General features: G+C 60.1%; 21 protein-coding genes. 13 read left to right on the top strand and 8 right to left on the bottom strand.

The genetic code is table 11. The features are described from left to right. The 4 genes from KF767_08725 to KF767_08710 all read left to right on the top strand — a co-directional run. A partial coding sequence (locus KF767_08725) for a hypothetical protein (GenBank protein MBX3017960.1) occupies positions 1 to 579 on the top strand: 579 nt, incomplete at its 5' end. Positions 580 to 730: 151 nt separating this feature from the next. Continuing rightward, a complete protein-coding gene (locus tag KF767_08720; protein ID MBX3017959.1) occupies positions 731 to 2029 on the top strand; it encodes a TolC family protein in 1299 nt (432 codons plus the stop codon). Beyond that, positions 2026 to 5145: an efflux RND transporter permease subunit gene (locus tag KF767_08715; GenBank protein ID MBX3017958.1), complete on the top strand. Its 3120-nt coding sequence runs from the start codon at positions 2026 to 2028 to the stop codon at positions 5143 to 5145. The genes KF767_08720 and KF767_08715 overlap by 4 nt, the downstream gene beginning before the upstream one ends. Further along, positions 5096 to 6265: a hypothetical protein gene (locus KF767_08710; GenBank protein ID MBX3017957.1), complete on the top strand. Its 1170-nt coding sequence runs from the start codon at positions 5096 to 5098 to the stop codon at positions 6263 to 6265. The genes KF767_08715 and KF767_08710 overlap by 50 nt, the downstream gene beginning before the upstream one ends. Before the next feature lie 51 nt (positions 6266 to 6316). On the opposite strand, the gene KF767_08705 is transcribed toward KF767_08710, so the two are convergent. The 6 genes from KF767_08705 to KF767_08680 all read right to left on the bottom strand — a co-directional run bounded on the left by KF767_08705 (position 6317) and on the right by KF767_08680 (position 12043). Further along, positions 6317 to 7198, bottom strand: coding sequence for a hypothetical protein (locus tag KF767_08705; GenBank protein ID MBX3017956.1), 882 nt, complete (start codon positions 7196 to 7198; stop codon positions 6317 to 6319). A gap of 153 nt (positions 7199 to 7351) precedes the next feature. After that, positions 7352 to 8596, bottom strand: coding sequence for a TCR/Tet family MFS transporter (locus KF767_08700; GenBank protein MBX3017955.1), 1245 nt, complete (start codon positions 8594 to 8596; stop codon positions 7352 to 7354). A gap of 30 nt (positions 8597 to 8626) precedes the next feature. After that, positions 8627 to 9322, bottom strand: a complete 696-nt coding sequence (locus KF767_08695; GenBank protein ID MBX3017954.1) for a hypothetical protein — start codon at positions 9320 to 9322, stop codon at positions 8627 to 8629. A gap of 39 nt (positions 9323 to 9361) precedes the next feature. Further along, entirely contained in the window at positions 9362 to 10774 is a 1413-nt protein-coding gene (locus KF767_08690; protein ID MBX3017953.1) for a trypsin-like peptidase domain-containing protein, read from the bottom strand. Then, on the bottom strand, positions 10771 to 11037 hold the full coding sequence (locus tag KF767_08685) for a DUF1844 domain-containing protein (GenBank protein ID MBX3017952.1): 267 nt from the start codon (positions 11035 to 11037) through the stop codon (positions 10771 to 10773). The genes KF767_08690 and KF767_08685 overlap by 4 nt, the downstream gene beginning before the upstream one ends. 178 nt (positions 11038 to 11215) lie before the next feature. Continuing rightward, positions 11216 to 12043 (bottom strand): hypothetical protein, encoded by an 828-nt coding sequence (locus KF767_08680; GenBank protein MBX3017951.1) that lies wholly within the window; start codon positions 12041 to 12043, stop codon positions 11216 to 11218. Between the two features lie 87 nt (positions 12044 to 12130). Between KF767_08680 and KF767_08675 the strand changes: the two genes are divergently transcribed. Genes KF767_08675 through KF767_08645 form a run of 7 tightly spaced genes read left to right on the top strand, consistent with a single transcriptional unit; the run spans position 12131 to position 19590 of the window. After that, positions 12131 to 13120, top strand: coding sequence for a MoxR family ATPase (locus KF767_08675; protein MBX3017950.1), 990 nt, complete (start codon positions 12131 to 12133; stop codon positions 13118 to 13120). 1 nt (position 13121) lies between these two features. Beyond that, positions 13122 to 13994 (top strand): DUF58 domain-containing protein, encoded by an 873-nt coding sequence (locus KF767_08670; GenBank protein ID MBX3017949.1) that lies wholly within the window; start codon positions 13122 to 13124, stop codon positions 13992 to 13994. Further along, positions 13995 to 14876, top strand: a complete 882-nt coding sequence (locus KF767_08665) for a hypothetical protein (GenBank protein ID MBX3017948.1) — start codon at positions 13995 to 13997, stop codon at positions 14874 to 14876. Then, positions 14873 to 15907: a VWA domain-containing protein gene (locus KF767_08660; GenBank protein MBX3017947.1), complete on the top strand. Its 1035-nt coding sequence runs from the start codon at positions 14873 to 14875 to the stop codon at positions 15905 to 15907. The genes KF767_08665 and KF767_08660 overlap by 4 nt, the downstream gene beginning before the upstream one ends. Continuing rightward, positions 15907 to 16974 (top strand): VWA domain-containing protein, encoded by a 1068-nt coding sequence (locus tag KF767_08655; protein MBX3017946.1) that lies wholly within the window; start codon positions 15907 to 15909, stop codon positions 16972 to 16974. Before KF767_08660 ends, KF767_08655 begins: the two co-directional genes overlap by 1 nt. Further along, complete coding sequence (locus KF767_08650; GenBank protein MBX3017945.1) at positions 16971 to 17702, top strand: tetratricopeptide repeat protein; 732 nt, start codon at positions 16971 to 16973, stop codon at positions 17700 to 17702. The genes KF767_08655 and KF767_08650 overlap by 4 nt, the downstream gene beginning before the upstream one ends. After that, entirely contained in the window at positions 17686 to 19590 is a 1905-nt protein-coding gene (locus tag KF767_08645; protein MBX3017944.1) for a protein BatD, read from the top strand. The genes KF767_08650 and KF767_08645 overlap by 17 nt, the downstream gene beginning before the upstream one ends. 95 nt (positions 19591 to 19685) lie before the next feature. Here the strand turns inward: KF767_08645 and KF767_08640 are convergent, their stop codons facing one another. After that, positions 19686 to 20375, bottom strand: a complete 690-nt coding sequence (locus tag KF767_08640; protein ID MBX3017943.1) for a helix-turn-helix transcriptional regulator — start codon at positions 20373 to 20375, stop codon at positions 19686 to 19688. Between the two features lie 116 nt (positions 20376 to 20491). On the opposite strand from KF767_08640, the gene KF767_08635 reads away from it, so the two are divergent. After that, positions 20492 to 21580 (top strand): aminopeptidase P N-terminal domain-containing protein, encoded by a 1089-nt coding sequence (locus KF767_08635; GenBank protein MBX3017942.1) that lies wholly within the window; start codon positions 20492 to 20494, stop codon positions 21578 to 21580. 109 nt (positions 21581 to 21689) lie between these two features. Next, the gene (locus KF767_08630) at positions 21690 to 23699 is read left to right on the top strand and encodes a hypothetical protein (GenBank protein ID MBX3017941.1); all 2010 of its coding nucleotides are present in this window, start codon (positions 21690 to 21692) and stop codon (positions 23697 to 23699) included. Positions 23700 to 23724: 25 nt separating this feature from the next. On the opposite strand, the gene KF767_08625 is transcribed toward KF767_08630, so the two are convergent. Further along, positions 23725 to 24450 carry a glycosyltransferase gene (locus KF767_08625; protein MBX3017940.1) on the bottom strand — a complete coding sequence of 242 codons (726 nt, stop codon included), beginning with the start codon at positions 24448 to 24450 and terminating at the stop codon, positions 23725 to 23727. Positions 24451 to 24545 lie beyond the last annotated feature (95 nt).

The raw sequence follows: 24545 nt of genomic DNA, 5'->3' as shown, positions 1-24545 counted from the left end.
GCGACCGGGAATGCCGTCGTGTCGCGGATCTCCGAGCTGGCGCCGCGCGAAGTGCTGGCGGTCCATATCGGAGCGACGCCGCCTGCGTTGTTTGAGGCGATGGTCAGCCGCGCGACCTTACCCGTCGTGCTGGAGGGCAAAAATCTGACGCAGATGTCGCTCGATCACGGGTTACCGTTTTTGAACGTTATCGGAAATCAGAAGGACTTCGACCAAGAGATGTATGACCGCAAGATCGGGGACCGCGCGGTCGGGCTTGTGCACGGTGCATTCAACGCGTTCGACGATCGGGTCTCTCGTTTCGGCGCCGCGGATAAAAGGGCGATCGGCCGTTACATCAGCGAGTTGCAAGATCCGAACAGCGAGCTTCGCCGCTTCTTCGCCGAGCAGAAAGCGGATCCGGGATCGGTGAATCGCGATCTGCTGGCGCAAGCGCTTCTGGAGCTGCGCGCGGCAAAGCGTTACTCGCAGCAGGTTCCCGTCCCGCGATCGACCATGGGGTACCCCGGGAACTCCTCCGGCGAGTCCCTCCCTCGCGGCGTCAAGAGATGTCACGTCATGCACGGCCTCAACTTTTAGGCCGCTCCCAAAACGGCACTGCCCCATAGTCGGAGTCGTGATCGTAGCTTCCGGCTCCATCACTTTTCCATAGTCGAATTTCCGAAGCTGTTCTTGGTCAGGTTTTGAACGAGCGCTGGCCAAGAGCGAGGGCTTCCTCTAATCTGACGGAATGAAAATTCGAGGCTTTTTCAGTGCCGACTTCACCACCCACTTCGCGACCACCTTGGCCTTGATCACGACGCTGGGTGCGATCCAGCCTTCGTCTGCGGGGGCCGCGACGTTGGAAGACATCTACCAGAAAACTCTGCAGCGTTCGGAAAGCATCGCCGTGCAAAAGATCCTGGTTGAGCAATCCGCGAACAATCTTTCGCGCGCGCGCTCGAAGCTTGGGCCGCAGTTGAATGCGGGCGGGAACTACACCTACCAAGGCCGTGACGGTCAATCGAATCTCGAGACGTCGACGCTCACGCGGGTGGGGCTCTCGCAACCGCTCTTCCGCGGCGGGGCGCTGACGAACGGGATCGCGATCGCGAACATCGATCTGTCGCGCGCGAAGACCGCCGAAGAGCAGACCCGCTGGAACATCTGGTGGACGCTCACGCAAGCCTACTACAATGTGCTGCGCGCGGAAAAAGCGCTCGCGAACTACGAAGAGCTCGAAGGCGTCTTGCAACGTCGGCAAAACGAAATCAATCGCCGCGTCCAGCTGGGCCGCTCGCGCCGCGCGGATCAGGCGACGACCATCGGCCAGCGCCAGACGGCGCTCGCCGCGATCGAGCAGCTGCGCGCGCAGGTGCAGGTCGGACGTTTGTTCCTGCAGCAAATGAGCGGCATCGCGGATCTCGGGAAACTCGAAGTGCCGGCGCCGGCGGTCTCGGCGACGCGGAACGATCCGCAAATGGATTCGCGTCCCGACATCCAGCTGCGCATCTTGAACGAAAAGCGCGCGAAGGAAGAAGTCGACTTCATCGAAGGCAACCTCTGGCCCGAGCTGAGCCTCGTCGGCAACTACTATCCTTACCGCAACGACAGCTTCGCGACCTTCCAGAACTCACTTCGTTGGGATGCGGGCGTGCAGTTGACGTGGACACTTGACCTCGAGGAACTGAACCTCACCCAGCGTCGTGACCGTGAACTCAATCGTCAGGCCGAAGAACTGCGTCTGGCCGAGTCGCGCCGTCTGACGACGGAAGAGTTTCAGCGCCGCCTGACGACGCTCGGCGGGACGCAAAAGCAATACACCGAACTCGGTAAAGCGGTTGAAGCTTCGGATCGCGCTTGGAAAGCGCTTCAAGCTGACTACCGCAACGGCACCATCGGTCTGCTCGAGGTCGTCCAGCAAGAGAACCTCTATTGGGAGTCGAAGCGCGCCTACGACAACCTGAAGTTCGATATCGATCTGCTCTCTTGGGAAGTTTTGTGGCTTGAAGGCAAAGCGCCCACTGATCTGAAAGGAACCGCGGAATGAATTTCTCGGCTATCTCGATCCGCAATCCCGTTTTCGCATGGATGTTGATGTCGGCGATGATGATCTTCGGGGCGATCTCGTTGAATCGTCTCGGGGTCTCGATGCTTCCTGACGTCGATCAACCGATCCTCGACATCAACGTGACCTACGAGGGCGCCGCCCCCGAGATCATGGAGTCCGAGATCGTCGACCGTATCGAGCAGCGGGTTTTGACGGTTGAGGGGATCAAAGAAGTTCGCGCCGGCGTCCGTCAGGGCTCGGCGAACATCCGTTTGGAGTTCGAACTTTCGCGCGATCTGGACGGCGCCCTTCAGGACGTGCAGACGGCGCTCAGTCAGATTCGCTTCCCGCCCTTGGCCGACCGGCCCATCATTCGAAAGTCGAATCCCGAGGAAGACCCGATCATGTTCCTGGGGGTGTCGGCGACGACGACTCCTTATATCGAGCTCGTCCGTTTGATGGATACCTACATCCTGGATCAGTTCCAGCAGGTCACGGGCGTCGGCGAAGTGCAGCTGGGCGGCTTCGGGGATCGCAATTTGCGCGTCTGGATCGACGGCAAAAAACTGAAGCGCTATGACCTGACGGTGCTGGACGTCCTACGCGCCTTGCGCGAGCAGCACGTGGAGGTTTCGGCGGGAACGCTCGAAACTCCCGATCTGGAATGGACCATGCGGACCCTCGGTGAAGCCTCGAGCGTGGCCGAGATCGAGATGATCCGCATCCAATCCCGGGGCGGGAATCCCATCCTGGGCGTGCCGATCCGTATTCGTGACGTGGCCCGTATCGAAGACGGTCTTTCGGAAGTGAAGCGGATCGCCAAAGTGAACGGCGTGCGCGCGCTGGCGATGTCCATTAAAAAGCAGCGCGGGACCAATGAGCTCGTTGTTGGCGAGGCGGTGAAAAAGAAAATCGCCGAGATCCAACAATCGCTTCCCGATGACGTGAAGATCGGCGTCAACGTCGATTACACCATCTTCACCGAACAGACCGTGAAGACGACGCAAGAAAAGCTGATGCTCGCCGGGATCTTCACGGCGCTTCTTTGCTTCATTCTGCTGGGACGTTTCTCGTACGGCTTCAACGTCGGGCTATCGATCCCGACTTCGGTACTCGGAACTTTCGCGGTTCTTTTGTTCTCGGGCATGACGCTCAACTTGTTTACGCTGCTGGCGCTGACGCTGGCGATTTCGATCATCGTCGATGACTCGATCATGATGCTCGAAAACATCGTCCGGCATCGAAAGATGGGGAAAGACGCGATCACCGCGGCGCTGGACGGTTCCAAAGAGATCGTGGGCGCCGCCGTCGCGACGAGCCTGTCGGTCGTGGCGATCTTTATCCCGGTCGTCTTCATGGAAGGCTTCATCGGCCGCTTCTTCTTCCAGTTCGGCGTGACGATGTCCGCCGCCGTCATGCTGTCCTTGATCGAGGCGATCACCATCACGCCCATGCGTTGCGCGGCGATGGGTGGCAAAGGCGAACTCAAGCCCACTTGGCTCGAGCGCCGGGTCGATCCCATGTGGGATTTCTTCGCGAAGTCCTACCGGACTTCGCTGGTCTGGGCCCTGAAGGTGCGTTGGCTCACGATCATCGCGGCCTTCGTCTTCTTCGGCGCTTCGCTCTTTATTTACCGCTCTTTGCGCCAAGAGTTCGTCCCCATGCAGGATCAGAGCTTCGTCTTCATGAACTTCCAGCTGGCGCCAGGCACCGCGCTTCCCGAAACGGTGAAGATCGGCGACGTGGTTGAAGAGTATCTGAAGGGCGATCCACTCGTTGAGAAATACTTCCTGTCCCTCGGGGCGGGGGGGCCTTCAGCGGGAACGAACGCGGGCTTCGGTGGGATCACGCTGGTCCCTCGTGAAAAGCGCGATATCACCCACGTCGACTGGATGGCGAAGGCCCGTAAGGAGCTCTCGGCGCGGCTGAAGGGCGTGCGCCTGAACTTCCGCGACGCGAGTTCGCGGGGACTCACGACCGGACGGGCGCAGCCCGTGGCGTTCAATATTCGGGGTCCTGATTTGAAGGTTCTGAAGAAAGCCGCCGAGGAAATCCGCGTGGCCATGGGCGAGACGGGGCTGATGACCGACGCCGATATGGATTTCCGTGAAGGCGTTCCCGAACTTGTCTTTAAACCCAAACGTGAAGCCGCGGCCATCGCGGGCGTGACCCAAGAGGCCATCGGCACCACGGTTCAGGGCGCCGCGGGCGGCGTGCGGCAGGGGTATTTCACCGCCGACGGTCGTCGATACGATATCCGCGTGCGTTTGGAAGAAGCGGAACGCCAGAACCCGCAAGAGCTCGCGCAGATTCCCGTGCGCACTTTGAACGGCGAAACCTTCCCGCTGGGACGTTTCGTGGACATCGAAAAGTCCTCGGCGATCCTATCGCTGAATCGCGTGAACCGCAGCCGCGCGATCTCGATCTTCGCCAACCTCACTCCCGGAGCGTCGCAGGCGAAAGCCCTCGAGGCCTCGCAGAAGATCGCCCTCGAGAAACTGCCTGACGGTTACAGCTTCCACTTGGAAGGGGCGTCGCAAGGTTTCAACGAGTCCTTCGCGTCGATCTACTTCGCGCTCGTCCTCGGGATCGTGACCGCGTATATGATTCTGGCGTCGCAGTTCAATAGCTTCATCCATCCGATCACGGTTCTGCTCGCGCTGCCGTTTTCCATCAGCGGCGCTTTGCTGGCGCTGTGGGCGACGAATATGTCGGTCAATTTGTACTCGATGATCGGAACGGTCGTTTTGATGGGGCTTGCGAAAAAGAACTCGATCCTTCTGGTCGAGTTCACGAACCACGTCCGCATGGAGGGCAAATCCCTGCGCGAAGCCTTGCTTGAGGCCTGCCCGATCCGTCTGCGTCCGATCTTGCTGACGACCTTCGCGACGCTCATCGGGGCGATCCCGCTGGCGATGCCGACCGGCCCGGGCTTCGAGGCCCGTCAGCCCATGGCCTTCGCGATTTTGGGCGGAACGATCGTCTCGACGATCCTGACCCTTTACGTCGTGCCCTGCGCTTACGAGTTGTTTGCCAAACTCGAGTTCAAAAAATACGATGGGGGCCATGGAGTGGAACCCCACGCGGTTACAAACGGTCGCGACCTCGAGCCTTAGGGCGAATCTGATCACCACCGCGCAGGGCCCGGCCCTGCGCGCGGGCGGGCATCAGTTCGCGAGCCTGTGGACTCGGGACTTCTGCTTCGCGGTCCCGGGGCTTCTGGCCATGGGCGCGCGCGACGTCGCGCAAAATCATCTGCAGCTTCTGCTCGATGCGGTGACTCCCGAAGGTTGGGTCCCGCGTCTTCTCGACAACGAACGTTCCGCGCTGAAAGTCTTGCGGTGGACCTTGGGGCGCCGGATTCTGCCGCGCCATACGCCCAGCCGCGTGCTGAAAACCCCTTTGCGGCGCGAGTATCTGGGCGAACACCGCACGCTCGCCTACGATGGGGGCGCGCTTTTGTATTTGGCGTCGCTGCAAGCGGGGATGCCCGCGACCGAAGCCAACGTCGAAGCCATCAAACGTATCGTGAAATTCTACGAGCGTTTGAGCGATGATTTCACGCGCCCCATTCCGCAAACGGCCTACAGCGACTGGCAGGACAGCGCCCGCCGCGAAGGCCCGCGCGACTTCGTGAACTATCTGGTCTTGCGGGTTCTGCGCGATGCCGTCAGTCGCGGCTGGATCGAAAAAGAAGCGCTTCTGGAATTCGAAATCGTTTTCCATCAAGAGTTCATGCCCGGAGTGCTGCGCCCCGAGCTCAGCCTGCATTCCGTCGGTCGCGGGGAACGACAGGTCTCGCTCGAGACGCATCTTTTCCGCATCCAGGATGCGGTCGTCGCGGGAAAGACGGACGTCGCCGAAAAGCTCTGGAAGGCGCTAAAGGATCATCCGGTCTATCACCGCGCGAAACTTCCCGGCGTGCCGGTGGATCCCGAATACGCCGAAGATCAGGTCAGCTTCTTCACGAAGGCCGTGGGTCTACGGCACTATCACGATCGCCTGTGCTGGACGTGGCTGGCCGCCGAGACGGCGAAAACCGCAAAGCTTGTGCGCGACGACGAAGAGGCCCGACGCATCTTCCGACTTTTGGATGAGGTCTGCGCCAGTTACGGCGCCATTCCCGAGGTGCTGGATCCCGAATCGCTCGAGGCCTTCGAGACCTTGCTTTACCGCTCGGAGATGCCCTTCAGCTGGGGCGCGGCCAAGATCCTCGAAGCGCTCGATACCAAATAAAAAAGCGCCCGGGTGGGCGCTCTTTCGGCAAAATCAGGAATGGGGGCTCGATTACTTCGAGCAGTCGACGGCGACCTTTTCCTTCAGTTCGAAGTTGGTCGTCTCCATCACTTTCCAGCCGTGCTTCTTCAGGTCCGACATTTTTTTGCCGTCTTTTCCGCCCGAGAAGAAGTTGTCGTTCGTATTACAGTGCTGCGACGAAGGCGTTGTGCCCGGCTCGACTTTGCGCCAGAGCAGGTTCAGCGCGATTTCGACGCGGGGACCTTGGAAGTACGCGATCCGCGCGGGCAGACGGTCCCCTTTTCTCAGGTAGACGTAGCCACCGCAGCGCATACGGGTCGAAGTCTCGCCGTCGTTGTCGACGATACGTTTGAAGCCTTTGCCGTCTTTGTCGACCTCGACGACGCTGCCGTCATCGGAAATGGTCGCGAGCTGGTAGTAGCCTTCGTCGTCGTTGTCGTTCAGCTTGATGAGCGTTTCGAAACGCAGACCGAACCACTCGATCAGGGTTTCGCCCTTCGAGTTCTCCAGCTTCTGTCCACCTTGGTTTTCGAAGCCGCTGGTCCAGGCGCGGGTCGGTACGTACAGGCGTGAGAAGTAGACGGCGGTGTCCTCGATCTTTTTACCCTTTGAGAAGATGTCGCTCAGGTTGTCGATCTCTTTCTCGGGATTTTTACCCTCGTAGATGTAGAGAGCCGCCTTCAAGCCGGGCGAAGTTTTGTCGGTCGTCGCGAAAGGATCGCAGACGATGTTTGTGGGGTTGCCGTTGTCGACGGGATCACCCTGTCCGAAGATGTCATCCGATTGGCCCGCGGTTCCCATCTTGGCCCGGAGGTCGAAGTTGGCGTTGGGATTCGCGCAGTTCTGGAACGCGAACAATATGACGAGCCCGATGGCGCCTAAACCCCAAATCGATAAAGAACGTTTGCCCATGACGAGGTTCCCCCTTTGCCTTTCATCAATTTAGCACGTTCGGGGCTGGGGCACCGAGCCCGAATCCGTCCGTGCCCCAAGGCGAGACGGGGGATTGACCGCAAGCCCAAGCTGGGGTGAAGGGGTGGCCCGGGATGAGGCGTCGTGGGGTGCTTACTCCGCTTTCCCCGCCACCGGCAGGCGCCGGAGCGCGATCATCAAGACCGGCGCGCACAGGGCGCAGATCGCGCCCGCGACCAAGTAGGGCATGCCCGGGAACTCGGCCACGGCGTTCGGCCCCGTGAACGTGGTGAAGAGCCAGGTGTACAGGAGCGGCGCGAAGATCGCCGCGAGCGACCCCAGCGAGATCAAACTCCCTTGCAGCTCGCCCTGACGGTCGGCGGGAACGTGCGCGGTGACGATGGACTGCAGCGCCGGCATCGTGATTCCCGCCAAGATCGTCGCCGCCGACACGACGTAAACCATCCAGCCCTGCGTGATCAGCGCCCAGCACAGGAACCCGATGAAGTAAAAGACCAAACCGATCATCATCGAACGGCGTTCGCCGAATTTCGGAATCACCACGCGGGTCAGATAACCTTGCGAGAACGCCATCGTTAGGCCGACGAACGACAGCGACAAGCCCACATCCTGCGCGCTCCAGTCGAACTTGTACTCGGAGTAAAGCGTCCAGATCGCCGGGTGACTGTTCCCCGCCAGGAACAACAGGAAAAACACGTACACCAGCGCCGAGATTGGCGACGGGCGCAGGATTTTCGCCAGCGAAGCGAAGGGATTCAGCTTCGACGCATCCAAGGGACGGCGTAGAGATTCGGGAAGGGACTCGGGCAAGATGAAATAACCGAACGCGAAGTTCAGTAAATTCATGATCGCCGCCAGCACGAAGGGCCAATAGAAACCGTACTCGCCGATGAGTCCGCCGAGCGCAGGCCCGAAGATGAAGCCCATCCCCCACGCGGCGCCGATCATCCCGAAGTTCGCCGAACGGTTTTCATCCGTCGAGACGTCGGCCATGTAGGAGCTCGCGACCGTCATCGACGCGCCGGTCAGTCCCGAGATCACGCGGCCCAAAAACAGTACCCACAGATTCGGCGAGAAGACCATCAGCAGATAATCGAGGCCCGCGCACAAAAGCGAAAGGAGCAGCACCGGACGACGGCCGTAACGATCCGATAGCGAGCCCAGGATCGGCGACGCCACGAACTGCATCAGCGCGTAGACCGCGACGAAGTATCCGAAGTAGGTGTTCACGACTTGCGGATCTTGGGAAAACCGACGGATCACGTCGGGCATCACCGGAATCAGAAGGCCGATGCCCAAAGCGTCGAGCAGAATCGTCGCGAAGATGAACTTCACCGAGGCCGAGCGCTGGGGTTTGGAAAGGGTTCGCGGTTCCATTCCGTCAGTCTGCCCGAGGGCCTTATGCCGTCAAGGCTGGGATTTGGGTTTCGCGGGGAGTGACTTCATGCCCATGGGATCGTCACGCTCCATGAGTGGGACGTCCTTTTTGGTCGCGAAGTCGGTCAGAAGGTCCACGCGTTTTTGACGTTCACGTTCGATGAAACGCATGACCTCTAAGTGGCGCGCGCTGGCGTCGGCGGGCAGGCGGGCGGACGGCATGCGGCGGGTCCAGCGGTAGATCACGAGTCCGTCCGTCGCTTGGAAGTAACGGGTGACGATGCTTTCCACGACATTGTTGTCGGTGCGGTACTGATCCAGAAAAACCGACTTGCCGGATTTGGTGACGAGCAGCTGCGCGCCCGCGTAGCGGTCATTGCCACGGGACTCATTGGCCGCGGCCCAGTCGCTGCGGGCTTTGGCGACGTGATCGTCGCCGGCCGCACGCAGGATTTCGAAGCGGATCTGCCAATCGGTCGCCTTTTGGCCGCGCGGATAGTAGGTCATGACTTTGGAAAGTCCCAGGCCCTTGCTTTGGGCGAGCAGAAGCTGCTCGCTTTGCAGTTTCAGCGGACGCGCCGAAAGCTGCGCGAAGGCTTTTACGCCGATCAGCAGCCACAGCGTGACCAGCAGAAAAAGCGTGAGGGGGCGAGTAAGACGACGGATTTCCACGAGATTATTGTCGGAAATCAGGCCCCAAAAATAAAGGCCCCAGATGAAGGTCATCGGGGCCTTTTTCGGAAAACGTCTCAGGGAGAGGCGAAATTACGCGCGGATCATCAAGAAAAGCACCGTGCCCTGGCGGAAGACCCGCAGGGTGTTCGTGCCCTTCTTCAGCCCCTTCATTACGTCCGCGGACGAGTGGACCTCGCGGCGGTTGATATCCAGGATCACGTCACCGGGCAAAAGTCCGGCTTGCGCCGCGGCCGAGCCACGCGAGATGTCGATCACGACGGGCTTTTTCACGTCTTCGGGAATCTCGAAATCCTTGCGCAGATTCGCGTTCATATCCGAAACCGTGAAACCCAAATCGTGCGGCGCCGTCGTTCCGCGATGCTCTTTGCGGGGGACGCGACGTGCGGTCGGCGCTTCTGGGCGCTCGCCCACGGCGACGCTCAGGGAACGATTTTTTCCGTCACGCACGACCTTCACGGGCACTTTCTGTCCCACGGGCGTATCGGCGACGATGGTGCGGAGCGATCCCGAGTCTTCCACTTTTTTGCCGTTGAACTCGACGATCACGTCATAAGGAGTCAGTCCCGCGATGGAGGCCGGGCCCTTCGGCTCGACTTGCGCGACGATGGCGCCGTTCAGGTTTTCCATGCCGAGCTCGCTGGCGATGCGCGGATCCAGATCCGCCAGCACCACGCCCAAGTATCCCGAGCGGATGCGGCCGTCTTTTTCCAAGAGCGGAAGGACGCCCTTCACCTCGTCGATGGGGATCGCGAAGCCGATGTTCTGTGCGCGGGGATCGATCGCCGCGTTCACGCCGATGACCTCGCCCTTCAAATTCACCAAGGGACCGCCGGAGTTTCCGGGGTTGATCGGGGTGTCCGTTTGCAGCAGCGGGAAGCGGTTGATTTCAGAGATGTCGCGGCCTTTCGCCGAGATGATCCCTTTCGACATCGTATGCGCTTGGCCGAACGGATTTCCGAAGGCCGCGACCCATTCGCCGACTTCGGTGGTCGACGAATTGCCGAGCTTCAAAACCGGATAGCCTTTGCCTTCGATTTTGATCAGCGCGATGTCGGTGCGGCCGTCTTTGCCGATGACGGTCGCGTCCATTAACTTATCGCTCGTGCCGACTTGGACCTGGATGATGTCCGCGCCGTCGATGACGTGATTGTTCGTGATGATAAGCCCATCCTCACGAATCAAAAATCCCGAACCCAGCGACTGCGCGGGCCGGCGCTGCGCGCGTCCGCCGAACAGCTGCTCGAGCATATCGAAATAAGGATCGCGGTTCGCGCGGGGAACGACTTGGCGTTGGGTCGTCGAGATGTTCACGACGGCCGGATTCACGAGTTTATTGAGCTCGATGAACGCGTTGCCCGGAAGTGGATCGCCGAGTTTGATCGCGTAGGGTTCTTTCTTCTGCGCCCAAAGGCCTTCGCCGGGAAGAATCAAAAGTGAAGCGGCACCGATCGCGAAAACGATGGAGAGGACGAAACTTCTCACTTGGGGGCTCCCGCGTTGGGGGTGTTTTTGAGCTGCATGAACTTCAACTGCAGATCGCCAAGGATTGCGGCCATGAGCTTCTCTTCGTCGGGGCTCAGGCGACCTTGGGTTTTTTCTTTGAGCATCACGAGCAGGTCGATGTTGAATCGAGCCATCTCGGGATTCGTTTCGGTTTTGTTCGTTTGCGGATCCGGGGTCAGTCCCAGAGTGATGGCCGCGCTCGACGCGATCGACATCACCAGGACGGAAAAATTGGCTTCCATCAGAAGTGGCCTCCTCGATATGAGTTCCGTTTTACGCCAGTGAAATTCTGGGTGTCATGCACGGGATGTCAATGCGACGGGTTATCCCATTTTGGCATAAAAAGGCGCTATGGCTCGGATTGCGGCGAGTCGAGTGCCAAGGTGGAACTAGCCCGCCTTCGGCGGGACGTGAACTGGCCTAAACCGATTCGGCGCCGAGGATGCGACGCATACGTTGGTTCAGGGGCGAGTGGAAGCGCAGAATTTGGCCTTCGATCTCGCGGCGCGAGGGGTTCACCAAGAACAGATGCTCCGAGCCCGCCGGGATTTTGAGCGGATGCACTTGGCTCAGCGACATTAATTTCCACAGCGCCGACGCGAACGCGCGCCTTTCGGGCACGAGGGAAAGGGTCATCTCGTCACGCTCGGCCTCGAAGTTGTTCCAGAAGCTGAGCTTCAAAAGCACCTTGGAAACGGGAAGGGCCAGGCGGGTGAAGATCATCGCGCGCCCCGCGAAGGGAATCAGCCGATCGATGCTTTCGGCGGCTTTGACCACCGAACGGGCCACCCACTGAAACCAACGGTAGCGGAAGCGGCGACGTAACCATAATGAAGAGAGCTCGGCCGAAATGAGCGCCTCAATCTCGTCATTCGTGAAATGATCCAGCACGGGCTGGCTGATCAAAAGAACTTCGCGTGAAAGGCCCAGCGATAAAGAGAGCAGAAAGCTCGAGCGTGACTGCACGAGGTAAAGCTCCGGCGCATTCATGTGCAGACGCCGTGAGGCGATCTCGACTTTGGTCAGAAGGCCCCAGCTGTCTTGGCCGCGCAGACGCTTCGAGGGTTGAAAGAAATCAAGCCAGCCCGCCTCGTCGCTTCGCCACAGCAGAAAGATCCAGCCGATGGCGACGGCCAGGCCCATCAGAAGTCCCCAGCGGTGCCCCATCTGGTAGCCGATGAACAAAATGAAGAGGCTCAGGAACATGATCACGCCGAAGAGTTTGAGTGCCAGAATGGGTATTCGCATTTCGTGCCTCGCGTTAACAGTCCCTTGATGCTCGTGGATCAGAGAACATAGTTCTCTGATTCATTTGCTCGATCCCAAGGAGACCGCATGGATGTGGACATCTTAGCGCTGAACGCCGCGATAAAACAAGAATCTCAGTTCGTCGACCGTATGATGAGTGAAGTCGGCAAAGTTGTCGTCGGGCAAAAAGAGATGCTCGAGGGGATTTTGATGGGGCTCTTGACCGGTGGTCACGTGCTGCTCGAGGGCGTGCCGGGTCTGGCGAAAACGCTCACGATCTCGTCCATTTCCAAAGCGATCAGCCTGGATTTTCAGCGCATTCAGTTCACGCCGGATCTGCTGCCCACGGATTTGATCGGAACCATGATCTTCAATCCGAAGACGGGTGAATTCGCGCCGAAGAAGGGCCCGATCTTCACCAACATCGTGCTGGCGGATGAAATCAACCGTGCGCCCGCGAAGGTGCAGTCGGCGCTGCTTGAAGCGATGGCGGAAAAACAAGTCACCATCGGGGATGAGTCCTACAAACTGGAGCGCCCGTTCCTTGTGCTCGCGACGCAGAACCCGCTGGAACAAGAAGGAACCTATCCGCTGCCCGAGGCGCAGATGGACCGCTTCATGTTCAAGATCCATGTCGACTATCCGACGAAATCCGATGAGCTCGAGATCGTGAACCGCATGGGCCGCGACGAGCGCCACGAAATTCAGCCGATCATCTCGCGCGAAGAGCTCCTGCGCGCTTCGGACCGCGTGGATCAGATCTACGTCGACCAAAAAGTGAAGAACTACATCGTCGAGATCGTCATGGCGACCCGTAAGCCCGCCGACTACGGTCTGGGGAATGTCGCGAATCTGATTTCGGTGGGCGGCTCGCCCCGGGCTTCCATCGCGCTGATCCGCGCGTCGAAGGCGCACGCGTTCCTGCGCGGACGCGGTTACGTCACGGCGGAAGACGTGAAGGCCATCGCCTACGGCGTCCTTCGTCACCGCTTGATCCTGACTTACGAAGCCGAAGCCGAAAGCATCAAGTCCGATCAAATGGTGAAAGAGATCCTGAGCCACATCGAGGTGCCGTAGAGTGTCAGTTCCGGCGGAGGTCATCAAGAAAGTCAAACTGCTGGAGATTCGCACCCGCAAACTCGTGAACAACGTTTTCGCGGGCGAATACCACACGGTCTTTAAGGGCCAGGGGATGACTTTCGCCGATTTTCGCGAGTACGTGCCCGGCGACGACGTCCGCACGATCTCGTGGACGCTGACCGCGCGTACGGGAAAGACCTTCATCAAAAAATTCGACGAAGAGCGCGAGATGACCGTCATCCTCGCGGTCGACGTCAGCGCCTCGACCGAGTTTGGCTCCAATGAGCTGGTGAAGGGCGAGGCGATGACCCACCTCGCGGCGCTGCTCGCGTTTTCGGCGACGCGGAACAAGGATCAGGTCGGACTTCTTCTGTTCTCGGATGTCGTCGAGCATTTCGTCCCGCCTAAAAAAGGGCGGGGTCAAGTGCAGCGGATTTTGCGCGATCTGTACTACTTCAAACCCCGCAGCCGCAAAACGCGCGTGAACGCGGCCGTTCAGCATCTGGCGGGCATCCTGAAAAAACGCTCGCTCGTTTTTTTGATGAGCGACTTTCAGGACGAAGGTTACGAACAAGGGCTGCGGCTTCTGGGGCGTAAGCACGATGTGGTCGCCATCGTCGTTGGCGACAAGGCCGAGCGTGAGCTTCCGGACGTGGGGCTGCTTGAAGTCCAAGATTCGGAAACGGGCGAGATCGTGACCGTGGATACCTCGTCGTCGGCATTTCGTGCGGCGTTCAAGGCGGATCAGCTGAAACGTCAAGACGTGCGTGACCGCATGCTTCGTCAAAGTCAGGTCGATCGCGTCGATGTCGATGCCAGCGGCAGTTACGTCGATCCCTTGATCTCGTTCTTCGAAAGACGGAAGGGCTAAATGGCGGACGTGAACTGCCAAGTGAATGCCCCGCCCGCAGACGGAGAAAATCCCGGCCTGACCGTGGGCGCGCGCTTCGTTCTTCATTGCGAAGGCGCCTGGCCCGCCATGGATGAAAAATCCCTCGAGTTGCGTTTGGACGAGGCCGACAAACACAAACTGAAACTCGTCGCCTTCAAACCCTCCGGCGCCGGCGCGGCGGAGCTGGAAGTTATCAGCTACGTCGTCGGTCCCCACGAACTCAAAGCCGTGCAGCTGACCGACGCGCAGAACTCGGTCGTTCTGAACAACATCAAGTTTCAAGTGGCCTCGGTGCAAAATCCGGAAGCGCCGATGAAAGAGCCCTACCCCCCGCTGGGGCCGATGACGTTCTTCCCGTGGATGTTCGCGGCGGCCATCGCGATCCTGGTGGGCGTGCTCGTGGCCGGGCTGCTCGCGGGTGTCTTTCGGAAACGTCGGCGGGTGAAACTTCTGAACGAGGTGCTTGACCGCTCGTACCAGTCGGCGCCCGCGCCCGAATTTTACCGCGAGCTGCGCGCCCTGACCCGTCAGTACCTTTTTCTGACGGATCCCAAAGCGTCGAGCGACGGCGCGCCCCTTGCGGACATCTTGCGCGCGTTGAATTCGCACTTCCGCGTTTTTCTGACCCGCACCTATTTGATCCCTGCCCAGCGTTTGACCACCTCGAAGACCCTGGCCGAGCTCGCGCCGGTCTTGGGGCCGGAGTCGGCGGCACTGCAAAAGCTCGGGCAGGTTTTGCGTGAGCTGGATCGTGCATTGGACAACGAGGCCCGCGTGCGTGGCGCCGATCTTGAGCAGATCTCACGTTTGGTGCGCGAGTGGGTGGACCTCGCGCAGACCTTGAAGGCGAGGGAGGCATGATCAGTTCGGGTCAGCCGGTTTTCGCCTTCCAGAGCCCGTGGGTCTTTTCGCTTCTGCTCGTGCTGGCGCTGGTTCTTCTGTATTGGTGGTGGCGTCGTCGCGACAAGATCGCGAGCCTGCACTTTTCGTCCGTGCGCGCGCTGAAGGGCGTGAAACCTTCGCTGCGGGGACGTCTTGTCCATCTGCCGATGCTTTTGAAGGCGGTCGCCATCGGATTCATGATCGTGGCGCTCGCCCGTCCGCAGGAATCCTCGGTGATGACGAAAAGAAACGTCGAGGGGATCGACATCATGATCGTCCTGGACGTTTCGGACTCGATGCTGATCGAGGATATGAAGCCGTTGAATCGCCTCGAGGCCGCGAAAGAAACCATCGCGAACTTCGTGAAGGCGCGGACCTCGGACCGCATCGGGATCGTGATCTTCGCCGGGGAAAGTTTCACGCTGGTGCCGCTGACCCTGGATTACGAGCTGCTGCTTTCCCGCATCGGCGAGATCACGACCGCGCGCCAAGCCCGCATCAAAGACGGGACCGCGATCGGGGTGGCCATGGCGAACGGGGCGGGCCGCTTGCGTGAGTCGACGGCGAAAAGCCGGGTCATGATTTTCCTGACGGACGGTGAAAACAACTCGGGCACCATCGATCCCGAAACGGGCCTCGAGATCGCGAAGGGTTACGGCATCAAGGTCTACTCCATCGGTTTGGGGAAAGACGGCCCCACGCAGATTCCGGTTTATACGAATGACATCACCGGACGGCAGATCAAGACCTACCAGCCGTTCGAGAGCACCGTGAACGACGACCTTTTGAGCCGCATGGGCTCCGAGACGGGCGGTAAGTACTTCCGCGCGATTCGTGAGGACTCCCTGCGGGGCGTGTTCTCGGCCATCGATTCGCTGGAAAAAACCAAAGTCGAAGAGAACAAATTCACCCGCTACGAAGAACTCTTTCAAGAGTGGCTGACCTGGGCGATTCTGCTTTACGGCGCGGGTTGGATCTTGGGCCAAACTTGGCTGCGGAGGAATCCGTAATGTTTCGCTTTGAAAACCACGATGCGTTTCAGTGGCTGTGGCTTTTACCGATTCTGTGGGTGATCGTGATCGCGACCGCGCGTTTGGCCGCACGACGTTTGCAATCGGCCTTCGGCGCGAAGCTCTCGCCGCTTCTGACCTCCAGCGTTTCCAAACGCAAACGGCTGACGAAAAACATCCTGATGACGCTCGTGCTGGTGCTGATGGTTTTCGCGTTGGCGCGGCCCCAGGCGGGACAAAGTTCCGCCGAAGTGAAGTCGGCGGGCGTGGAGCTCATGCTGCTCGTCGACGTGTCGGAATCCATGATGGCCGAGGACTTGAAACCCAATCGGTTGACTCAGGCGAAGATCGAGTTGTCGCGCATGGTGGAGCGTCTGCCGGGTCACAAGATCGGCGTCATCGCGTTCGCGGGTTCGGCGGCCCTGCTCTCGCCGCTGACGACCGATCCGAACGCGCTGAAGATGTATCTGGATTCTTTGTCCCCGCAGTCGGTCAGCGCGCAGGGGACGAATTTTTCGCGCGCCATCGAAGAGGCCGTCGCCGCTTTCAAGCGTGGCGGCGAGCAGGATGATCCCACGACGCGCGTGACTCGGGTGATCTTGGTGGCCTCGGACGGTGAGGATCACGAGCAAGGCGCGCTGGAAGCCGCGAAGAAACTCACCGCGGAAGGCGTGCGCATCTTCGCTTTGGCTTACGGAACCGAGACGGGCGGCGTGATCCCGCAGCGCGACTCGCTGGGTTTTTTGCGTGGCTACAAGAAAACTCCCGGCTCGAATCAAGATATCGTCAGTCAGGTGAAGGGCGATGCTTTGCGCGCGCTCGCGCAAGCGGGGCAGGGTTCGTTCTATCACTCGAGCTTCGGCGGCAGCCACATCAACGAGGTGGTGGAAGACATCAATCGCCTCGAGAAAACCGAATTCGATTCCCGCGTCGTCACCCAGTACGACGAGAAGTTCACGATCCTGTTGTGGGCCGCCTTGGTGTTGGCCTTGATCGAGCTGCTGTTGGGGGAACGTCACGCCGTCGGCCGTCTTTGGAAGGGCCGCTTCGAGGTGAGTGCATCATGAGAATTTTGCTGGCCGCATTGACCACGATTTTCGTCCTCGGTTTGGTTTGGCTCCTTTTGCCGGAGTCTTTGAAACTCGAAGCGCAAGAGAAAGCCTCGGTGCAGGCCTTCATGAACAACCGCGCGGCGGTCAGCTCGTTCGAAAGCGGTGATTTGGGGTTGGCGCTTTCCCGTTGGACGACGGCGCTTTCCTACAATCCGTCGGAAGCAAAGTTGCACTACAACTTGGGTCTTGGCTTTCAGGTTTCGCAGCGCGGGCCCGAGGCCGAGTCCTCTTACGGCATGGTTTTGAAGTCGCCACACGTGACGCCCGAAGAAAAGTTCGCCGTCGAGTACAACCTGGGCGTCATGGCGCAGAAGAACAAAGACGTCGACGGCGCCTTGAAACATTACCAGGCCGCGCTCGACATTGAGCCGCAGTCTTTAGAGACGAAGATCAACATCGAACTCTTGATTCAACAAGGGGGCGGCGGCGGTCAAGGGCAGCAGGATCAAGAGGGCGATCAGAAACAAGATCCCAAAGACGGCGAAGGCGAGGGTGAAAAAGATCAACCGCCGAAGCAATACGCGCCCAACAAGCCGCAGAAGCCCCAGTTTCGCAGCGAAGAGCTGACCCCTTCGGATGTGAACAAGATCCTCGGTGAACTGAAACAACAAGAGCAGCGCATCCGCGCCGAGTTCGGCAAACGTCAACAGCAGAAGGAGGCTCCCGGTGGCAAAGACTGGTAAACTTCTGCTCGCGGCGCTTCTTCTGTGGGGCGGCGTCGCGGTCGGGGCCGAGCCGGACATTCGCGTCGAGGGAACTCTCGATCGTCGCCAGATCGGCGTCGGGCAAGAGTTCATGTACACGGTGTCGGTGATCTCGAATGAATCGGTGAATGCCGAGGATCCCACGATTCCCGATCTGGACGGCATCCGCGTGACCAATACGGGGACCTCGTCGTCGACCTCGTCCAACATGCGGGCCGGTCCCAGTGGCTGGAAGATCGAAACCACTCAGCGCACGGATTACAGCTTCATGATGATCGCGCTGCGGGCGGGAAGTCTGACGATCCCGCCCTTCTCGTTACGGGTGAACGGCAAGCTCTTCCAAACCAAACCCGTCGTCATGACGGTGGCGAATCAGGCGGTGCCACCGTCTTCGCCTCCTCCGGGTGGGGGATCGCCCTTCGGTCAAGGGCAGATGCCCAGCCCCGAGGATCTGCTCGATGATCCGGACGCGCTTTTCCGCGCGCTTTTGAATCGCCGCTTGCAGGCTCCGCCCGCGCACAACGATCTGCCCACGAATCCCAACGAGGTTCTGTTCATCCAGACCGAAGTGGACAAAAAGGAAGTCTACGAGGGCGAGCAGGTCACCGCCAATTGGTACATTCTGGTGCGCGGGAATCTTCTGTCCTTGGACCGCACGAAGTTCCCCGATCTGAAGGGCTTCTGGAAAGAGATCATCGAGGAAGTTCCGGCTTTGCAGTTCAGCCAGGAAGTGATCAACGGTCAGGTCTACCGTCGCGCGCTGCTGGCTTCGCATGCGCTCTTCCCGATCAAAGCGGGGACCTCGATCATCGACGAATATCGCATCAAGGGCCGCGTGCAGGTGCCGACCTCGGCCTTCGGTTTCGGCAAAGACTATGCGTTCACGAAGGCCTCGGACCGGGTACCGATCACGGTGAAGCCGCTCCCGACCGAGGGGCGCCCGCCGGATTTCACCGGGGCGGTGGGGCTTTTCAATGTGAACGCGCAGTTCGATAACAACATCGTCACGCTCAATCAGCCCATGACCTTGAAGATCCGCTTCGAGGGCACGGGGAACGCGAAGTTGATCGAGATGCCGCAGGTCGATTGGCCGGCGAGCCTCGAGATGGTGGAAGTGAAGAGCGAGTCGCGTTTCTTCAAGAACGGGCAGAGCTTCAAAGAGTTCGAGTTCATCCTGATTCCGCGCCAGGCGGGCGATCTGGCGGTGCCGCCGATTTCGGTCAGCCTCTTCAATCCCGAAACGCACCAGTACTATACGCGCACGCTCGAGAACGTGGTGCTGAAGGTCATCGACAACGGCTCGGGGAAGAATGCGTTACCTTCGGCGCGAATCTCGGACAAAAAACCGGAAGCACCGAAAGAGCTGACGCTGCCGCCACCCATGATCGAGTCCCAGGCCGGGGCGGGTTTGTTCGCGAACGTCGGTGTGCGGATGGCGCTGCTGTTCGCGCTCTACGCCTTCAGCTTCATCGCGCTGGGCGTCCGCGCCTTCCAAGTGTTCACGGGCCGCGAGCAGAAAAAAGATCTGACGAAACTCCTCGCCCGCCGCATGAAAAAAGCCGAAGCCTCCGCGGGCGCGGGCGATTACCGCGCGGCCGGCGTCGAGATGATCAACCTCTTCGCCGAAATCCTGGGCGATATCTCGGGCCAAGGCGGCTCCCACAAAGAAGTCGAAAAAATGCTAGAGCTGGGCCCGCCCTCTTTGCGCCGCCAACACGGCGATCAAATCCTGCAACAACTCTCCCATTTCCAAACCCTGGCCTTCGCGCCCGAAGACCTCCTCCGCACAGCCAAAAACCCCCCGGAACTCACCAAAAAAGTCCGCGAGTCCCGCACACTCCTCGCCGCCATCATCGCCTCCCGCTAAAAGGTAGCAGCTACTTTCCAGAAGGTAGCAGGTACCTTCCGGAAAGTACCACGTACCGCGTGCGGTACCATCTACCGCACGCGGTACGTGGTACCCTAGAGCTCGAAGTCGAACGGGGTGAAGGCGATCAGGAGGGCCAGGGACTTGGCGGAGTGGCCGGGGGCCGGACGGCCGCCGGAGGTGCGCGAGTACTTTTCGAAGGTGGTGAGCAGGTCTTGGCGGAGTTCGGTGAGTTGGGACTCGGTCAGGCGAAGCCCCGCGATATTGATGAAATCGTGGGTGGACGAGCCTTCGATGGCGCGATCGATCAGGCGGCGTGACCACAGGCCGTTCAGGTATTTGACCAACGGGCTTTCCGCTTTCCAGCGAATGGAGCCCCGGTGCGTGAATTCGATTTGGCCGCGGGGATTGACCTTCAGTAGACCGACGCGCTCGAGTTTCGCGAGCCACTGCGAGGTTTCTTCGCGCGCGACTCCGTAACGTTTCTGAAATTCCGCGCGCGTGAGGCCGTCGACTTTCAAACGCCAGTAAAGGCGTAGCGCCCGCGGGTTTTTCATCAAGAATTCCTCTTGCTCGCGGGACAGTTCCACCGCGGCGATCCCGCGTTCGTCTGCCGCCGCCAGAAGCTCGGCGGGATTCAGTTCGCAGATCTCGCAGATTCGGAAAAGCCGCGACAGGCTCAGGTCCCCGGTGGTCATGGATTTCTTCAGTCCCGACTCGGAAAGGCCCAGCCGGTCGGCCAGATGCCGGTAGGTCCAGCCTTTCGCGCGGAGGGATTCTTTCACGGCGTTAATTACATTTTCGGTACCATGATCAACCATAGTACCTATTTTCGGTACTTCCACAGCGGACGTCAAGACCGCCGATCGAAGCGCGTAAACTGGAACCCAAGGAGGTCCCCATGCGCGCGGATCTAAAGCAGAGACGTCGTCGGTTGGCCCAAAACCTGGTTCAAAAAAACGCGAAAGGGGTGGCCCTGGGCTCTTTCCAGGAGGGCTTCGACGCGAATCTTTTCTACCTGACCGGACTGCGCGAGAAGGCGGTCCTCGTTCTGGCGCAAGACGCCGAGACCCTTTACCTGCCCGAACGCAGCCCGCGCGAGATCACCTTCGACGGCGCCGGGCCGGACCGCGCCGAGCTGGCACGCTGCACCGGTATCGACAGCATCGTCCACATCAGCGAAACCGATCTCGCCAAACTTCAGATCCCGCGGGCGGACGAGACGGTCAAGCGACGGCTCGCCGAACTGCGCTGGGTGAAAGATGAGTTCGAACGCGCGCAGATGCGGGAAGCCGCCCGGATCTCGCGTCACGCGCACGATCTGGCCCACGCGCTTTTACGTGAAGGCTTGAGCGAGTGGGAGCTGCGCGTGGAATTCGAACGCGCCCTTTTTCTGAACGGCTGTCGCGAGACGGCGTACACGACGATCGCGGCCGCGAACGAACACGCGAACACGCTTCACTACATCGATGCGCGCGGCACGCTCCTCAGCGGTGGCGTGGTGCTTCTGGACGGCGGCGGCAAATTCGAAGGTTACGCCGCGGACATCACGAGCACCTGGATCGTCGGCGAGGCCAGCGAAGAGCAAGCACGCGTTTTCGAGATCGTGCGGCGCGCGCAAACGGCCGCGATCGAAATGGTCAAGCCGGGCGTGACGATGAACGCCCTGCAAACCCGTACGGAAGAAGTTCTTTACGAGGGATTGAAAGCGGCGGGCATCGTTCGCAAACAAGCGGAGCTCAAAGAGCTTTTCCCGCACCGGGTCTCGCACTGGATCGGTCTTGACGTCCACGATCCGAAGATGTCCGCCCAAGACGGGGACCGCGAGCTGGTGGAGGGCGTGACCTTGACGATCGAGCCGGGTCTTTACTTCCACGAACGCGCCTCGCGCGACTACGGACGCTACCGTGGCATCGGCGCGCGCTTCGAGGAAGACGTGCTCGTGAACCGGAAGGGGTACGAGGTCCTGTCTCGCCCAAAGACGGCTTAGGCGGTGGTGGATGGGGGCGTCCGCAAAAGCGTCGATCTCCGTCCCGCGATGAAACGACCCGCCCTTTTGTCGCGTTGACGGATGCCGACGATGTCCCGATGCGGAGAGAATGCAGAACTCCATCGACCTCACTATCATCCAGCAACTCGAAGCCTTCCGCAGTCCGAGCTCGAAAGCCAAGCGCGGTCTGGGCCTTCCGGATATCGAGCAGATCCGCGCGCGGGGCGCAACAATCGATAAGGTCACCGCGCAACTCAAGACCGAGTTCGCGGGGTTGGACACGCAGATCGATCACATCATGGGATTGGTGCGTCCGTGGTTCGTGCTGCCGCAAGCGCAGCGCCGTCCGACCGTCATCAGCTTCTGGGGTATGACGGGCGTGGGCAAGTCGAGCTTCGTTTTGCGTTTGGTGGAGCTTCTGGAGATGCGCTCGAACTACGGTTACGTCGATCTCGGTAAAGCGGTCGAGAAGTCCTCGATCCGTATGGACACGGCGGCGCCGTTTCCGAACTCCATCATGCGCATGTCGGGCTCGGCGGGGATCATGTTCTTCGACGAAATGCACAGCGTGCGCACGGTGGACGAGATGGGGAACGACATCGACCGTCCCCAGCTTTGCGATTTCTGGACGCTGATCGATTCGGGCCTCGTAAATCAAAGCTTTGAGAGTTATGTGTGGGCGATCAATCGCAACTTGGCCGAAATGCGTTCGGTGGCGAAGCAACTGCCCGGCGAGATGGACTACTTCGGCGACGAGGCGTCCCTCGACATGATCATCAACCTGCTGGAGCTCAAGGTCTCGGCGCGGGACCTGCGCGAGGTCGCGGTGCGCGACCCGCTGACGTATTTGCAGTGGTCGACGTCGCTTCTGGAGCAGGGAGTGAAAGACCTGCAGCCGCTTGACTACACCCAGTGCCTGATCTTCACGGCGGGAAATCTGGACGAGGTTTACCGCGACTCGTTCGCGCTGAATCCCGACGACATGAATGCCGAGGACCTTTACGAGAAGACCTCGAAAATCGGACCGGACCGCGTGAAGCAGGCCTTGCTTCGCCGTTTCCGTCCGGAGCAGGTCGCGCGTTTGGGAAGTCTGCAGATCGTGTTCCCGTCCTTGTCGAAAGCCGCGTTCCAGTCGCTGATCCGTCTGCGCCTGGGTGAGATTTCGAAATGGCTCGACAAAAGTTTCCAGCTGAAACTGACGTTCGACGAAAGCGTGACCCAGCTGATCTTGCACGAGGGCGTCGTCCCCGCACAGGGCGCGCGTCCGGTGCTTTCGACGATCACCGAACATCTTGAAATCCGCACGGCCAGCTGGGTCATCGCGGCTTCGACCGCGGCGGCCAAAGAGCTGCGGGTCGTTTTCGATCCCTCGACGAAGACGCTCGAGTGTCGCGCGGGCGGAAAATCCCTGCACGCCGCGGAGCTGCGGTTGCGCGAAGACCGTCTTCCGGAAATCGATATCAGTCCCGCGATGAACGAAGCGATCTGCGTCCACGAGGCGGGGCATGCGGTGGCGGGCATCGTGCTGCAGGGCCGACTGCCGATCAAGGTGCTGACGGGTTCGATGGCCTGGCATCGCGGGGGGCCGCGGGTTGAATTCCGTCCGGTCGAGTTCATGACTCGTGAAACGGCCGAAAATCTTCTGTCCATCATGCTGGCGGGCTACGCGGCCGAAGAGCTTTACTTCGGAACACGCGGCATTTCATTGGGGGCCAGCTCGGATCTGCAGAAGGCGACGGATCTGGCGGGCTCGATGGTCATGCAATGCGGATTGGGAACGCATCTGTCGGCTTCTTTTGAGAGCCAAGGCGTGCCCTTCAACACGACGACGCACAAAAAAACTGATGACACCGCGGTGGAAAAACTTCTGGAGGCCGCGATGGTGCGCGTCCGCAAAGTCTTCTCCGAACAGCGGGCGCTGTTGGATGCCGTCGTCGATCAGCTGATGCACCAAGAGCGGGTGACCGGAAAACAGCTGGCGGAAGTCGTTCTGGAGCACTACCGCGGGGACGAGGAAGAGATCCGTGCGATCACTTCACGTAAGGACCCGCGCGAAGAAGAATCCGAACGCCGCCACCGCTCCCCGAAGCGCAAGTCTTCACTGAAGCGTGCGGCCTAAACTCAAGTGCGCGAAAAACCGCGGTCTATGACAGAATCGAGTGCCACCACTTGAAGCGCGTGGATGGATCGTCGTGGGAGTTGATGTCCAAACTTTTGATCGGCGCGCGCATTTCACGTAAGTAGCGCACGAGCTGCGGCGTATAGTACCAGCGCCGAAATTTCATCTGCGGCGAGACCTTTTGCCAAAGTTCACGGGTGATGGCCCAGAAGGGCGAGGTCGGATCCGGGACGTCGAGCCCCTGCGCCTTTTCGTGTTCGATATCGTCGAAGATCTTCTTCAGAGCTGAACGTTCACCGTGGCGTGGACGTTTCAAAGACCGGCGATTCCCCAGCACGAAGCCGGTGTCCTCGGGCGCGCGTAAGTACTCTTGAACGGCCGCGAAACTTTCCGCCAGGGGAATGTTCATATCGGCGCTGAGGACGATCAGCAGATCTCCGCTGGCCTCGTCGAGTCCGCGCTGCACGCTGGGGCCCCGCCCGAGCCGGCGCGCATTTTCCAGCACTTTGACGGCAATCGTGCTGACTCCCGGCGTCGCCGCCGGGGTGCTCTCACTGGAGGTTTCGTCCAAGGACAGGCGACGCGGGCTCTTCGCGGCGGCGGCGACCGCGCCCACGTCCGCGCGGACGCTCGCGCCCTCGCCGGGCTCGCAGACCAGGATCAGCTCGAGCGCCAAAGGCAGTCGCGCCAGGAAGCTTTGCAAATCCGAAAGTCCGTCGGGGAGGCGGGATTCCTCCTGAAAAATAGGCACAATCATCGAGAGTTTCATGGCGTCCACGAAAGGGCAAAATCACCCGGAGTGTCAGGGGAGTCAATCTCTTGAAATCTCGGCGCTTTGTGATGAGC

This window comes from Pseudobdellovibrionaceae bacterium (assembly GCA_019637875.1).
In the GTDB taxonomy this organism is placed as follows: domain Bacteria; phylum Bdellovibrionota; class Bdellovibrionia; order Bdellovibrionales; family Bdellovibrionaceae; genus JAHBUW01.
Note: the sequence above shows the minus strand (reverse complement) of the source record. Positions and strands in the feature narration are given on the sequence as shown.

Excerpts from the sequence above, each read along its gene's own strand:
- KF767_08635 (MBX3017942.1), top strand. The coding sequence starts at position 20,492 with ATGCGCGCGGATCTAAAGCAGAGACGTCGTCGGTTGGCCCAAAACCTG.
- KF767_08655 (MBX3017946.1), top strand. The coding sequence starts at position 15,907 with ATGTTTCGCTTTGAAAACCACGATGCGTTTCAGTGGCTGTGGCTTTTA.
- KF767_08680 (MBX3017951.1), bottom strand. The coding sequence starts at position 12,043 with ATGCGAATACCCATTCTGGCACTCAAACTCTTCGGCGTGATCATGTTC.
- KF767_08650 (MBX3017945.1), top strand. The coding sequence starts at position 16,971 with ATGAGAATTTTGCTGGCCGCATTGACCACGATTTTCGTCCTCGGTTTG.
- KF767_08675 (MBX3017950.1), top strand. The coding sequence starts at position 12,131 with ATGGATGTGGACATCTTAGCGCTGAACGCCGCGATAAAACAAGAATCT.
- KF767_08695 (MBX3017954.1), bottom strand. The coding sequence starts at position 9,322 with ATGACCTTCATCTGGGGCCTTTATTTTTGGGGCCTGATTTCCGACAAT.
- KF767_08710 (MBX3017957.1), top strand. The coding sequence starts at position 5,096 with ATGGAGTGGAACCCCACGCGGTTACAAACGGTCGCGACCTCGAGCCTT.
- KF767_08685 (MBX3017952.1), bottom strand. The coding sequence starts at position 11,037 with ATGGAAGCCAATTTTTCCGTCCTGGTGATGTCGATCGCGTCGAGCGCG.
- KF767_08715 (MBX3017958.1), top strand. The coding sequence starts at position 2,026 with ATGAATTTCTCGGCTATCTCGATCCGCAATCCCGTTTTCGCATGGATG.
- KF767_08630 (MBX3017941.1), top strand. The coding sequence starts at position 21,690 with ATGCAGAACTCCATCGACCTCACTATCATCCAGCAACTCGAAGCCTTC.
- KF767_08660 (MBX3017947.1), top strand. The coding sequence starts at position 14,873 with ATGATCAGTTCGGGTCAGCCGGTTTTCGCCTTCCAGAGCCCGTGGGTC.
- KF767_08665 (MBX3017948.1), top strand. The coding sequence starts at position 13,995 with ATGGCGGACGTGAACTGCCAAGTGAATGCCCCGCCCGCAGACGGAGAA.
- KF767_08700 (MBX3017955.1), bottom strand. The coding sequence starts at position 8,596 with ATGGAACCGCGAACCCTTTCCAAACCCCAGCGCTCGGCCTCGGTGAAG.
- KF767_08720 (MBX3017959.1), top strand. The coding sequence starts at position 731 with ATGAAAATTCGAGGCTTTTTCAGTGCCGACTTCACCACCCACTTCGCG.
- KF767_08705 (MBX3017956.1), bottom strand. The coding sequence starts at position 7,198 with ATGGGCAAACGTTCTTTATCGATTTGGGGTTTAGGCGCCATCGGGCTC.